This is a genomic window from Caulobacter sp. GW821-FHT09A05, from assembly GCF_059418465.1.
Map to the genome: position 1 here is coordinate 17603 of NZ_JBWKPX010000014.1, position 12385 is coordinate 29987.

The 12385-nt window shown below is 69.4% G+C and carries 15 protein-coding genes and 2 tRNA genes; 8 read left to right on the forward strand and 9 right to left on the reverse strand.

Annotated elements, in window-relative coordinates; all coding sequences use genetic code 11:
• The first annotated feature begins 33 nt into the window (after nt 1-33).
• Both AC07NX_RS14665 and AC07NX_RS14670 read left to right on the forward strand, forming a co-directional pair.
• Entirely contained in the window at nt 34-459 is a 426-nt protein-coding gene (locus AC07NX_RS14665) for a SufE family protein (protein WP_494642759.1), read from the forward strand.
• A gap of 9 nt (nt 460-468) precedes the next feature.
• Nucleotides 469-885, forward strand: coding sequence for a hypothetical protein (locus AC07NX_RS14670; RefSeq protein ID WP_494642761.1), 417 nt, complete (start codon nt 469-471; stop codon nt 883-885).
• Nucleotides 886-932: 47 nt separating this feature from the next.
• Here AC07NX_RS14670 and AC07NX_RS14675 read toward each other — a convergent pair whose 3' ends face one another.
• Nucleotides 933-1094 carry a hypothetical protein gene (locus AC07NX_RS14675; protein ID WP_018061533.1) on the reverse strand — a complete coding sequence of 54 codons (162 nt, stop codon included), beginning with the start codon at nt 1092-1094 and terminating at the stop codon, nt 933-935.
• 92 nt (nt 1095-1186) lie between these two features.
• On the opposite strand from AC07NX_RS14675, the gene trhO reads away from it, so the two are divergent.
• From trhO to AC07NX_RS14700, 5 genes are all read left to right on the forward strand, one after another.
• Nucleotides 1187-2125: an oxygen-dependent tRNA uridine(34) hydroxylase TrhO gene (trhO, locus tag AC07NX_RS14680; RefSeq protein WP_494642762.1), complete on the forward strand. Its 939-nt coding sequence runs from the start codon at nt 1187-1189 to the stop codon at nt 2123-2125.
• Between the two features lie 206 nt (nt 2126-2331).
• Nucleotides 2332-2622 (forward strand): ArsR/SmtB family transcription factor, encoded by a 291-nt coding sequence (locus tag AC07NX_RS14685; RefSeq protein WP_494642763.1) that lies wholly within the window; start codon nt 2332-2334, stop codon nt 2620-2622.
• Between the two features lie 98 nt (nt 2623-2720).
• Nucleotides 2721-3470: an SDR family NAD(P)-dependent oxidoreductase gene (locus AC07NX_RS14690; protein ID WP_494642765.1), complete on the forward strand. Its 750-nt coding sequence runs from the start codon at nt 2721-2723 to the stop codon at nt 3468-3470.
• Between the two features lie 90 nt (nt 3471-3560).
• Nucleotides 3561-3878: a hypothetical protein gene (locus AC07NX_RS14695; RefSeq protein WP_035072818.1), complete on the forward strand. Its 318-nt coding sequence runs from the start codon at nt 3561-3563 to the stop codon at nt 3876-3878.
• A gap of 65 nt (nt 3879-3943) precedes the next feature.
• Nucleotides 3944-4396, forward strand: coding sequence for a PA2169 family four-helix-bundle protein (locus AC07NX_RS14700; protein ID WP_494642766.1), 453 nt, complete (start codon nt 3944-3946; stop codon nt 4394-4396).
• 361 nt (nt 4397-4757) lie between these two features.
• On the opposite strand, the gene gafZ is transcribed toward AC07NX_RS14700, so the two are convergent.
• The 4 genes from gafZ to AC07NX_RS14720 all read right to left on the reverse strand — a co-directional run bounded on the left by gafZ (nt 4758) and on the right by AC07NX_RS14720 (nt 8575).
• The gene (gafZ, locus tag AC07NX_RS14705; RefSeq protein ID WP_494642767.1) at nt 4758-5468 is read right to left on the reverse strand and encodes a gene transfer agent activator GafZ; all 711 of its coding nucleotides are present in this window, start codon (nt 5466-5468) and stop codon (nt 4758-4760) included.
• Nucleotides 5465-5851, reverse strand: coding sequence for a gene transfer agent production transcriptional regulator GafY/HdaB (gafY, locus tag AC07NX_RS14710; RefSeq protein WP_019847474.1), 387 nt, complete (start codon nt 5849-5851; stop codon nt 5465-5467). The genes gafZ and gafY overlap by 4 nt, the downstream gene beginning before the upstream one ends.
• A 140-nt stretch (nt 5852-5991) precedes the next feature.
• The gene (locus AC07NX_RS14715) at nt 5992-6921 is read right to left on the reverse strand and encodes a sugar kinase (protein WP_494642769.1); all 930 of its coding nucleotides are present in this window, start codon (nt 6919-6921) and stop codon (nt 5992-5994) included.
• A 76-nt stretch (nt 6922-6997) separates the two neighbouring features.
• On the reverse strand, nt 6998-8575 hold the full coding sequence (locus AC07NX_RS14720; protein ID WP_494642770.1) for a winged helix-turn-helix domain-containing protein: 1578 nt from the start codon (nt 8573-8575) through the stop codon (nt 6998-7000).
• 161 nt (nt 8576-8736) lie between these two features.
• Between AC07NX_RS14720 and AC07NX_RS14725 the strand changes: the two genes are divergently transcribed.
• Entirely contained in the window at nt 8737-9477 is a 741-nt protein-coding gene (locus tag AC07NX_RS14725) for a hypothetical protein (RefSeq protein WP_494642771.1), read from the forward strand.
• Nucleotides 9478-9588: 111 nt separating this feature from the next.
• Here AC07NX_RS14725 and AC07NX_RS14730 read toward each other — a convergent pair whose 3' ends face one another.
• From AC07NX_RS14730 to AC07NX_RS14745, 4 genes are all read right to left on the reverse strand, one after another.
• Nucleotides 9589-11352 (reverse strand): DUF885 domain-containing protein, encoded by a 1764-nt coding sequence (locus AC07NX_RS14730; protein WP_494642772.1) that lies wholly within the window; start codon nt 11350-11352, stop codon nt 9589-9591.
• 81 nt (nt 11353-11433) lie between these two features.
• Complete coding sequence (locus AC07NX_RS14735; protein WP_494642774.1) at nt 11434-12054, reverse strand: hypothetical protein; 621 nt, start codon at nt 12052-12054, stop codon at nt 11434-11436.
• 133 nt (nt 12055-12187) lie between these two features.
• Nucleotides 12188-12262 (reverse strand) — tRNA-Gly (locus AC07NX_RS14740).
• A gap of 46 nt (nt 12263-12308) precedes the next feature.
• A tRNA-Gly gene (locus tag AC07NX_RS14745) sits at nt 12309-12383 on the reverse strand.
• Between the last annotated feature and the right edge of the window lie 2 nt (nt 12384-12385).

Sequence of the window (12385 nt, forward strand, 5' to 3'; positions counted from 1 at the left end):
CCACTTTCGGCCGTCGCGCTTTAAGTCCGCGCCATGCAACGCCCCATCGACGCCGCCCTCGACGAACTGGCCGACGAGTTCGAACTGCTCGGCGACTGGGAAGAGCGCTATCGCTATGTGATCGAGCTGGGCAAGGACCTGGCGCCGCTGACGCAGGCCGAGCATTCCGACGCCAACAAGGTGCGCGGCTGCGCCAGCCAGGTGTGGCTGGTGACCGAGCCCCAGGCCGACGGCACCATCCGCTTCCGCGGCGACAGCGACGCCCACATCGTCAGCGGCCTGATCGCCATCCTGCTGCGGCTCTATTCGGGACGGCCGGCCCGGGACATCGTCGACTTCGACGCCGCGGCGGCCATGGCGCGGCTGGGCCTGTCGGAGGCGCTGTCGTCGCAGCGCTCGAACGGGCTCAAGGCGATGGTGGCGCGGATCCAGCGGGACGCGGCGGCGCTGGCCAGCTAGCTTGGCGCCATGGAATATCCGAATGACGTCGACTTGGCGTGGCTCGCCGTAGATGAAACCGGCCGGCTAGCCGCGATGATCACCGGGGGATGTGGTCCGATTCCGGCGCAAGTTCTAACCAACGACGATGAGGATGTTCTCGGCGTCGAGCGTGCGCTTCTCGCCTTGCCTTCAATCGGCGCGGCGTCGGTTCACGTTCAGGTTCCCGATCCTCAGAGCTTCAAGGCGCTGAGCGAGCGGGGCCTGTTCGTCTACGACTGGACGGATGTCCATAGGACCCTGGCCGCCTCCATCGGCGCCTACGAGCTTGTCGCGTCTCCATCCGTTGGCCTTGGTTTTGCTGACTTGCCAATCGGCTTGCGTCATCTGGCGGCCCCTGTCGATCGGGGCGTCCTGTTCGGCGCGTCGACGTTCAAGATCAGCTAGGCGCCATGCCGCCCCGGGGGGCGGCCATGCGACGCCTCGACCTCGGATCAGAAGAACCCCGCCCGCGTGCCGATGAACCAGATCGCGATCACGATCAGCACCAGTTGCAACAGCCAGTTGACCGGCGAGGGAATGGGGCTGCGCTGGACCGCGTAGAGCGCCAGTCCAAGCAGCACGAGGGCGACGACGATGACGATCAGGATGCTCATGCGGGTGTAACCGCCCTGCCCAGGCGATAGTTCCAGCACCGCTTGAGAAGCCTTTCTTGAGAACTTGGGCCACAGCGCCTATCAGCCCAACCATGAGCTTCCGCGTCGCCGCCCTCTATCGCTTCACGACCTTCGCCGACCCGCTGACCCTCATGCGGCCGCTGTCGAAGTTGTGCTGCGGCCTGGGCGTCAAGGGCACGCTGCTGCTGGCCCGCGAGGGGATCAACGGCACGATCGCCGGGACGCCCCAGGCCATCGACCAGGTGCTGGACCACATCCGCGCCCTGCCCGGCTGCGACACGCTGGAACTGAAGTTCGCCGACGCCGAGACCCTGCCCTTCCACCGCATGAAGGTGCGGATCAAGCGCGAGATCGTCACCCTCGGGGCCGGCGACCTCGATCCGGCCAGCAACGCCGGGACCTATGTCGAGCCCGCCGACTGGAACGCCCTGATCGCCCAGGGCGACGTGGTGGTAATCGACACCCGCAACGCCTACGAGGCGGCGATCGGCACGTTCGACGGCGCGATCGACCCGAAGACCGCCAGCTTCAGCGACTTCCCCGCCTGGTTCCGCGCCTTCCGCCAGACCTGGGACCCGGCCGCCCCGCCGCCCAAGGTGGCGATGTTCTGCACCGGCGGCATCCGCTGCGAGAAGTCGACGGCCTTCCTGAAGAGCGAAGGCGTCGAGGAGGTCTTCCACCTGAAGGGCGGGATCCTGAACTATCTGGAGACCACGCCGGCCGCGCAGAGCCTGTGGCGGGGCGAATGCTTCGTCTTCGACGAGCGGGTGGCGGTCGGCCACGGCCTGGCGCCCGGCACCCACGCCCTCTGCCGCGGCTGCCGTATGCCCGTCGGTCCCGAGGACCGCGCCTCGGAGCGCTATGTCGAGGGCGTCTCCTGCCCCGCCTGCTTTGAGGCCCGCGACGACGCGGCCAAGGCCCGCTACGCCGAGCGGCAGAAACAGGCGGCCCGCGCCAGGGAACTGGGCATCGCCCACGTCGGGGCGGTGATGCCGCCGCGCGAGCCTTAGGCCTGTGGACAGTTGATGGTCTTGGGCCGAATTCCTCGTCCTTCGACAAGCTCAGGATGAGGAATTCTACTCAACCGCCTTACCAGTAGCCCTCATCCTGAGCCTGTCGAAGGACGAGGGCGCGGCCTCGACGCCAAACGCCTGATGGTCCACGGAACCCAGAGCGTGACATTGCGCCCGGGCCGAGCCGTCGTCATATGTCGGATATGACCGCAACGGCCGTCACCCTGTCCGAACGGCAGACCGCCCTGATCGCCAAGGCCCTGGCCGAGCCGCGTCGCCTGCAGATCCTCAGGGAGATCGGCGCCAGCAACGATCCGACGCCCTGCGGCTGCATCGCCCAGACGCTTCCCATCACCGCCGCCACCCTGTCGCACCACATGAAGGAACTGGAGGGCGCGGGCCTGATCCGCATTTTCCGCGAAGGCAAGTTCGCCTTCCTGATCCTTCAGCGCGACGTCCTGAACGCCTATCTGGCTCAGCTCGCCGAAATCTGAAGCCGCCCGCGTTTTTTCGTCGGGGCCCGCGCCTTGAATCATTTCGATGATCATCTAACTATCGAAGTGTCGCCACGAGGCGGCATGGAGACAATTCGATGAGCAAGCTTTCAGGTAAGACCGCCGTCGTGACCGGCGCGTCCAAGGGGATCGGCGCCGACATCGCCAAGGGTCTGGCGCGCGAGGGCGCCGCGGTGGTGGTCAACTACGCGTCCAGCCGCGAAGGGGCCGACAAGGTCGTGGCCGAGATCGTCGCCGGCGGCGGCAAGGCGATCGCCGTCCAGGGCGACGTGTCCCAGCAGGCCGACGTCACGCGGCTGTTCGCCGAGGCCAAGGCGGCCTTCGGGACGCTCGACATCCTCGTCAACAACGCCGGCGTCTACCAGTTCGCCGCGCTGGACGCGGTGACCGCCGACGAGTTCCACCGCCAGTTCAACATCAACGTCCTGGGCCTGCTGCTGGCCACCCAGGAGGCCGCCCGCCACTTCGGCCCCGACGGTGGCAGCGTGATCAACATCAGCTCGGGCGTGACCTCGCTGAACATGCCGGAAACCTCGATCTATACCGCCACCAAGGCGTCGGTGGACGCGATCACCCGGGTGCTGGCCAAGGAGCTGGGGCCGCGCAAGATCCGCGTCAACGCCATCAATCCCGGCGCCGTCGAGACCGAGGGCGTGCACGCCATGGGCATCATCGGCACGGAGTTCGAGGCCGGCCTGGTGGCGCAGACCCCGCTGGGCCGCATGGGCCAGCCGGGCGACATCACGCCCGTCGCGGTGTTCCTGGCCTCGGCCGACGCCGGCTGGGTGACGGGCGAGATCATCGTCACCTCCGGCGGCCTGCGCTAGGCGCTCCGGCGCGCGAGAGGCGCGGGGGCGGCGGGATCAACGCCGCCGCCCCCGCGTTATCGAGGCTCCCCTTCTTCAAGGAGCCTTCCCATGGCCGCCTACGACGCTTCCTACGGCACGCCCGCCCAAGCCCGGCAGGGCCTGCTGTCCAGCCTGTCCGACAAGGTCTCGGGCCTGTTCCACAAGGCCCCCGCCGATCCCTACGCCGCCGCCGCGCCGGCCGACTACGTCCTCAAGCCCGACGCCGAGGGCAAGATCACCCTGGCCGGCAAGAAGGTGCCCCTCGCCCTGGCCGTGCTCGGCGTCGGCGCGGTGGCCGTGCTGCTGATCAACCGCCGCACCCGCGCCCCGGCCATCGCCGCCGCGACCACCGCCTGGAGCTTCTTCGGCTCGAAACTGGCGCGCTGAAGCGCCGCTTCGAACCTTTCGCCGCGACCCCGCGTTACCCGATCCCTCTTTCTCGGAGAACCTCCATGACCCACACCAACGAAGACCACATCAAGCTCGTCAACAGCCTGGTCGAGACCACCATCGACAGCGCCGACGGCTATGCCGAAGCCGCCAAGGACGCCGACGGCGCCCGCTTCAAGACCCTGTTCACCCAGCGCGCCCAGGAGCGTCGCTCGGTGGCTTCGGAGCTGCAGGACGAGGTCCGCCGCCTGGGCGGCGAGGCCAAGGACGACGGCACCATCCTGGCCGCCGCCCACCGCGCCTTCGTCAACCTGAAGGACAGCCTGACCAAGGGCGACGACGCCGTCGTCAACGAGGTCGAGGCCGGCGAGGACTACATCAAGGCCAAGTTCGAAAAGGCCCTGCGGGACACCGACGTCGAGCCCCAGACCCGCGCGGCGATCGAGAAGGCCTGGACCTCGGTGAAGTCCGGCCACGACCAGATGCGCGACATCAAGCAGATGCTGAAGCACTAGGCCCGAGCCAGAGCGTTTCAATTTCTGGCTTTTCCCTCCCCTTTATGGGGAGGGGGGACCAGCGAAGCTGGTGGGTGGGGCCTGCCGCATGGACCTCCCTGCACCGATCCCCCACCCGACCTCCTTCGGAGGCCACCCTCCCCACAAGGGCAAGGCTATCGCATATGGATTTGCTCTGAAAAAATCTGTCATCCCGGACAAGCTCGGCCAAGCCGAGCGCCGATCCGGGACCGCCGCAAGCTCTGAGTTCACGCCCCGGTCCCGGATCTTCGCGCTGCGCGCTCGTCCGGGATGACAACCGTTTTGAGGCATATGCGATTCCCCTGCCACAAGGGGGGAGGGACGATGGTACTGGGCGCCGCTAGACCATCCGGTAGTGCATCGCCAGCCGCTGCAGCGCCAGCTTCAGCACTGTCTTGCCCGCCCGCCTCGGCAGGCCCAGTTCGCGCTCGGCGACCTGCAGGGCCGTCTCGGCCAGGCACACCCGCTCCAGGATTTCCCGCAGGCCGGGCCCTGCCGCCGCCAGGGCCGCGGCGATCCGGTCCTTGGCCGCCCTGGCCCGCAAGGCCGGCTCCAGGCCCTGGCCGCCGCCCTCGCCGCGCGGCTGGGCGTCCCAGTTCATGGTCAGGCGGCCGACCGTGCCGGCCTTCTGGAAGTCTTCCCGCAGCCGCTCGCCCGCCATGACCTCCACGTCCTCCAGGCCGCCGCGCCGGGCCAGCCAGGCCAGGGGCGACTCGCCCAGATTGGCCTTGAGCACCACGTGCTCGCGGCTGCCCTCGATCACCACCCGCTCGCCCTCGATCACGCCCGGACGGCCCGGCGGCGGGGCCGGCGGCGCCAGCGGCTTGACCAGCCGCCAGCCGCCCTCGCGGCGCGAGGCCAGGGCCCCGTCGCGGGCCAGGACGCGGAAGGCGGCCTCGTCCACGGTCAGCATGGCCCGCCGCCGCGGCCCGAACCGGACCACATAGCCCAGGCCCTTGACCTCGATCAGCGCCCCTGGCCGCCGCAGCAGCCGCTCGGCGCGGGCGGCCAGGTGCTCGGCCTCCAGCGCCCGCTCGAACACGCCGCTCATCGGTCGCCCCCCAGTTCGGTCAGTTCCGGGATCGGGTCAGGCGCCTGCTTGATGCACGCCTCCAGCACGCTCATCCGCGCGTCGAAGTCGGCGTTCTCGCGCATGTCCTCGATGCGGTGGCAGGCATGGCCGCAGGTGGTGCGGTCGCGGTTGAAGGCGAAGGCCACCCGGATCAGCGGCCAGTTGAAATTGACGTGCGCCAGGTAGATGGCGATCTGCCGGGCCCGCGCCGCCGCCTTGCTGGTGCGCTTGGCCGAGGCGATGTCGGTCGGCGAGACTCCCGTGGCCAAGGCCACGGCGTGGGTGATGAACGCGGCCGTCAACCGGTCGCGGCGCGGGTCGGGCGAGATCGCCCACAGATCCTCGAGAGCTTGAGCCAGCATCGGCTTCCCCCTGCGAACGGCGTCCCCGTGACGCCCTCGACCCAGAGTCTAGGTCGATATTCCGGAGGTGAGGATAACTTTCCTATTACGCGCGTCTAGTAGGAATATAAACCTTTGATTGCGTTGAGCCCGACCACTCTCTATCCCCGCGACCAAACGGGCATCGAGGCCGGCGGGATGATCGCGCCCTTGCACGTGACCACCGCCGCGGCCAGGTCGTGGCCGCGCGAGACGGCGGTCTCGATCGGCAGGCCGGCCAGGCGCGAGGACAGGTAGGCGGCGTTGAAGCTGTCGCCCGCGCCGGTGGTGTCCAGGGCCTTGACCCGGGCTGGCGCCGGGGTGACGACCCGCCCTTGCGGCGTGTGGACATTGACCGCGTGGCTCTCGTCGCGCGCCACCACCTCGGCCCCAAACCCGGTTTCTGGGGCGGCCCATTCGGCGGCCAGATCCTCGGCCTCGCGACCGTACAGCGGCCGGCTGTCCTCGCTGCTCAGCGACACGTAGCGGCACGCGGGCACGACGCCGTCCAGCGCCTCGCGGGCCGCTTCCGGCGAGGGCCACAGGGCCGGGCGGTAGTTGAAGTCCAGGGCCACGGCCACGCCCAGGGAATGGACATAGGCGAGGATGTCCTTCAGCCGCGCCCGGCCGATGTCGCCGATCACCGCCAGGGTGACGCCGGACAGGTAAACCAGGTCGCTGGCCTTGGCCGCGGCGATCAGCTGGTCGGCGGTGTGCTGGGAGAACAGGTCGCGGATCGGGGCCCGCTCGCGCCAGTAGTGGAACTTCCGCTCGCCGGTCTCGTCCAGCACGATGGCGTAGAGGCCCGGCAGGCGGTTCTCGGCCTCGCGCACCAGGCGGGTGTCCAGCCCCTCGCGGCGCATGGCGGCCAGGGCCCCGTCGCTGAACGGGTCGCCCTTGCCCAGGGCCGTGCAGTAGGCGACCGCGTCGCCCAGCCGCGCCAGGTAGACGGCGGTGTTGAAGGTGTCGCCGGCGAACCCCATCCGATGCAGCCCCTCGCCCTCAGGCGACAGCTCGACCATGCATTCGCCCAGGACGGTGATGGTGGCCATGTGACGGGGTCTCCTCGTTTGCGGCGGTGATAGGGGGTTTCGCGGGCGGCATCCAGAACCGCCGTCCCCGCCTGGATCAGGCTCGCCGATAGTCCGGACGAACGGCCATTTCTCGCCAGTACTGCTCCAACCCCAGGCGCTGCGTCAGGACGTCGAACCGGGGATCGGCCCGCAGGGACGCGGTCGAGGGGTGGAACAGGAAGTGGGTCCGGCGGTTGTCGCGGCGTGTATAGACCCGTTGGGTCGGCGAAAACCGCACATCGGCGACGGTGAAGCCCTGACCGAAGAAATAGGCGTCGCAGACCTGAAAGGCGACGTCCGGCCGTCCCAGGGCGGCGGCGTACTGGATGGCGTTCTCGGCGTGACCGGAGCCCTGGCGGGCGGCGTCGACGACGAGGTCCAGCGCCGCATCGACGCTCGCGGGAGTCGGCGTCATCATCGCGCGAGTGACCACCTCGTTCATCCGGAAATTAGCTTCGGGGATCGCGGCGGGACGGCCCTCGACCATCTGGTTGTGGGCCAGGGCCTCCTGGGCGCGTCCGGTATAGAGCAGCAGGTGAAACCGGGTGAACCAGACCGCGAAGTGGCTGGGATAGAGCGCGAAGGCCCGAGCCATGGCGCGATCGGCTTCCTCCCGCCGGCCGGCCGACCACAGCGCCTGCACATGGGTATGCACCAGCCCCGGCGATGGCGGGCTCTGGGCCAGGACCTCGTCCAGTATTCCCGAGGCCTCCCGCCACCGCCCCACCGCGCCCATCAGGTCGGCCAGGAAGCCCAGCAGGACGGCGTTCCGCGGTCGGCCGTCCATCACGCCGCGCAGCGCGCGCTCGACCTGGGCCCACCTGCCCATGCGCGGGATCAGCAAGGCCTCGGCCACGCGGGCCGAGACGTTGTCGCGCTGCAGTTCCTCCGCCCGCCGCATGGCCTCGCCAGACCGGGCCCGCAGGTCGGCCTCGAACTGCGGCGCTCGCACCTGGGACGCGACGGCGTAGCAGACGGCCAGCATGCCCCAGGCGTCGGCATGATCCGGCCGGATCTCGATCGCCCGTCGTAGCAGGCCGATCGCCTGGTCGCTGCCCTCGGCGGTGCCCTGCTGCATGGCGATGCTTGCCTGGTCGAGCAGCGGCGCGATGTCGGATGGCGGCCGGTCGGACGCCACGCCCAGCCAACGCCGTGTCAGGACGAGGCCAGCGCCGAGGCCGACCGTCACGGCCACGCCGCCGCCGACCATCACCGCGCGACGATCCGGGCGGAGCGTTGGTCGTTGGTCCGCGACGACGCCCAGCGGACCCGGCGGCGGCGGCGCGGCGGCTTCTCCCACGATCAGCAGGCGATAGCCGACCTTGGTGATCGTCTCGATGCGAAAGGCGTCGCGCCCGGTCCCCTCGGCCAGGCGGCGCAGGCGCGAGATCACGCGATTGATGGCGTCCTCGCCGACCACGCGCCCGTCCCAGCAGGTCAGGGTCAGATCGTCGCGGGTGACGATCGCTCCGTCCGCCCGCGCCAAGGCGACCAGCACCTGCATGACCCGCGGTTCGAGGATCTCCTCGCGGCCATCGGCCGCCGATACCTGGCGCAGCGCCGGACGAACCACGACCGCGCCAAGACTGAACTCGGGCGCATGGGCCAAGATGATCGGCTCGTTGTCCCTCACGGTGCTCTCTGAAACGGCGACCGCCCCCGACGGCGTCGAAGCCCAGTCTTACCTGGGTTTGATCGGCGCTTCATCAGCCAATCATCAGGTCCGCATCCTGTCGGACGAACGGCTCCGCTGCGATCCCGGCTCATCCCGCATATCGCCAAGGAGCCGTTTCCATGCCTATCGACACCCCCGTCCGCCTAGCCTCGCCCAGAGCGCGAGGTCTGGGCGGCGAACGGCTCTTTTTCCTTCTGATCGCCGCCAGCATGTTCCTGTCCGTGCTGATCGGCTTCGCCCCCCGGTATTACCTGGCGCCGATCAACGGCTCGCCGGCCATGGCCCAAGCCAGCCTGATGGTGCACTTCCACGGCGCGCTGTTCAGCGTCTGGGTGCTGTTGTTCATGGTGCAGGTCGGCCTGATCGCCGCCGACCGCCGCGACCTTCACATGGCGCTGGGGACCGGCGGCCTGGTGCTGGTCCCCCTGATGATCGTGATCGGAGCGCTGACGGCGCTGCAGCAGGTCGCCCGACGCACGGGGACGCCGCTCGACCCGCTGTCCTGGCTGGCCATCCCGCTGCTCAGCGTGGTCGGATTCGGCGTGCTGTTCTCGGCCGCCCTGGCCCTGCGCCGCTATTCCGGCGCGCACAAGCGGCTGATGGTGCTGGGCATGGCGACGATGATCTCGGCGGCGTTCGGTCGGATGACGTTCCTGCCGACAATGCTGGCCATCCTGGTCCTGCCGAACCTCTACGTGGTCGCCCTGCTCGTCTGGGACGCGGTCTCCCAGCGCAGGGCCCACCCCGTGACCCTGCTGGGCGGCGTGCTGGTGCTGGCCACCACGGTCGGGCCGATCTTCGTCTGGCGCACCCCGGCCTGGAAAGCATTCGCGGCCTGGGCCGTGGCCTTGGCCACCTAGAGCCTGTCGGGATCAGATGGAATCATCTGATCCCGATGAACAGGCTCCAGATTTCAGACATTTAGAGCGCGTTTAGCGGGCGAAACCGCTCACACTTTCGCCCAACGCGCCCTAGGCCTTCTTCCGCGCCGCGATCCAAGCGTCGATCTTCGCCTCCAGCACCGCCAGGGGCAGCGAGCCGTTCAGCAGCACCGCGTCGTGGAAGGCCCGCTCGTCGAACCGGTCGCCCAGCGCCGCCTCGGCGCGATGGCGCAGCTCCAGGATCTTCAGCTCGCCCACCTTGTAGGCCAGGGCCTGGCCGGGCCAGGAGACGTAGCGGGCCACCTCGACGTCGATATTGGTCGGCGACAGGGCGGTGTTGTCGAGGAAGCAGGCCTTGGCCTGGTCCAGCGTCCAGTGCTTGGCGTGGATCCCGGTGTCGGCCACCAGCCGGCAGGCGCGCCACATCTCGTAGGACAGCCGGCCGAACAGCTCGTAGGGATCGCGATAGAGCCCCATCTCCTCGCCCAGCCATTCGGAATAGAGGCCCCAGCCCTCGCCATAGGCGTTGAAATAGATCGTCTTGCGGAAGTCCGGGACGCCGGTCTGCTCCTGGGCCAGGGCGGTCTGGATGTGGTGGCCGGGCGCGCCCTCGTGCAGCACCAGGGCCGGCAGCTCGTACAGCGGTCGCTGGTCGAGGGCCGAGGTGTTGATCATCAGCCCGCCGGCCCGGCCGGTCTTGGGGTCGCCGCCGAAATAGCGGCCGGTGGTGTAGCCCTGCTCGATGCTGGCCGGCACCGGCCGCACGCCGTAGGTCAGGCGCGGCAGGGTCCCGAAATGAGCCGGCAGCTGGTCGTCGGCCCGCTTGGCGATCTCGCTGGCCTTTTCCAGAAGCTGCTGGCGGCTGGTGGCGTAGAAGCGCGGGTCCTTGCGCAGATAGGCGATGAAGGCCGGCAGGTCGCCCTGGAAGCCGGCCTGCCTCATCACGACCTCCATCCGCGCGCGGATGCGGGCGACCTCCGACAGGCCCAGGGCGTGGACCTGGTCGGCGGTCAGGGTCGTGGTGGTGTGGCGGCGCACCAGGAAGGCGTAGTAGCGCGCGCCGTCGGGCAGGTCCGACACGGCCAGGCTCCTGGCGGCGTGCGGGACGTATTCGGTCTCCATGAAGGTCACGAAGCCGGCGCGGGCCGGCGCGACCTTGTCGGTCACCACCCTGGTCCCCTCGGCCAGCAGGGCGGCCTTGCGGTCGGCGGGGATGGCGGCCGGCAGGTTGCGCAGCGGGGCCAGCAGCGGCTCGTCGGCCAGGGGCGTGGCGGCCGCGCGGCGGGCCCGGTCCAGCACCGCCTGGGCGGTCGGGACGGCCTGGACGAAGCCGGTCGCCACGCCGCGCCGGGCATTGGCGATGTTGGCGGCGTACCAGTCCGGCGCCTGGGCCAGCAGGGCGATCCATTGCCGGGCCTCGGCCTCGGACTTCAGCCGCATGCCGTTGGCGCGGTACAGCAGGATGACGTCGAAGCCGCCGTCGGTGCTGAACGGCATGCGCCCCTCGTCGAACGACAGGCCCTCCAGCCGCTCGTCCAGGCTCCATTTCAGGATGGCGCGGGTCAGGCGCTCGTTCGTCGTCAGGGCGGACAGGTCGACGCCGTCCAGGGACTGGCGGGCCGAGGTCAGCAGGGCCTTGCGGTCGGCGTCGGCCTTGGGCCCGACCGGCGGGAACCGGAAGCGCGAGGCGTCGTCGGCCCCGCCCTCGCCGTCGTCCTCGCCGGCGCCGGAAGCCTCGTAGGCCTTGACCGCCTGGGCCAGGCGGTCCGCGGCGTCGGCCTTCGGCGTCGCGGCCACGGCGGCGCCGTTCAGGGCCAGGGCGATGGCGAGGCCCAGAAGGACGCGCTTGGACATCAGGAAACTCCCCCGCCGGTTCACCGCGAAGGTTAGATCAGGAATCGCCCCCGGCTAGAAGGCTGGGCTGGAAGGCCGCCCCTAGAACGTCGTCCGGCACTTCTGCTTGGCGTGGACCCCGCGCAGGAAGCCGCGCCGCGCCAGGCCGGCGTCGACCGCGGCGTTCATGCGGCGATCGGCCGGGGCCGCGCCCGTCAGCTCGCGCACGATGCTGCGGAACGGGATGATGGTGTTGATCACCGTCTTGCCGCCGGCCTCGGCCAGCTTGCCGGCGCGGTTCTCCTTCAGCTCGTTGCCGACCACATAGTCGGGCCCCAGCACCTCGTTGAGGCGGGTGACCTCGGCGGCCAGCTGCTTGCAGGTCTTCAGGCCCGTGAGGCTGTAGGGATCCTCCTGGGCCGTGATCAGGATCGGCGGAATCTGCCGCTTCATGACGCCGACGTCGCGGGCCGGCTGGGTGCCGATCTCGACCGACTTCTTGCGGGCCTGGGACCAGCCGGACTCCTCGCCCTCGGGCTTGCCGTCATCCTTCTTCTCGGGCGCCGGCTCGGGCGTCGGGGCCGAGGTGGCGGGCTTCTTTGTGGGATAGTCGGGCTTGGGCCGGGTCTGGGCCTGGGCCACGCCGGCCAGGGCCAGCACCACCGCCATCGCGGTCGCCGCCAGGCGGCCGGCGCGCGCGCCTCGAAGATCGTATCCAGTCATGGTCCAGCACCCCAGCCCGTCACCCTGTCACGCAGGTGATCACCGATCCGCAACGGCGGCCCCGCGCAACGGGTTCCATAGGCCTATCAGGCGCCCACCGGATGCGTCACGCTTCAAATTCTGGAAGGAAAATTGGAGCGGGCGAAGAGATTCGAACTCTCGACCCCAACCTTGGCAAGGTTGTGCTCTACCACTGAGCTACGCCCGCATCCGGGATATTTCGGGTCTCGTTCCACCGCCGGAAGACCGGAGAATGGAGCGGGCGAAGAGATTCGAACTCTCGACCCCAACCTTGGCAAGGTTGTGCTCTACCACTGAGCTACGCCCGCAT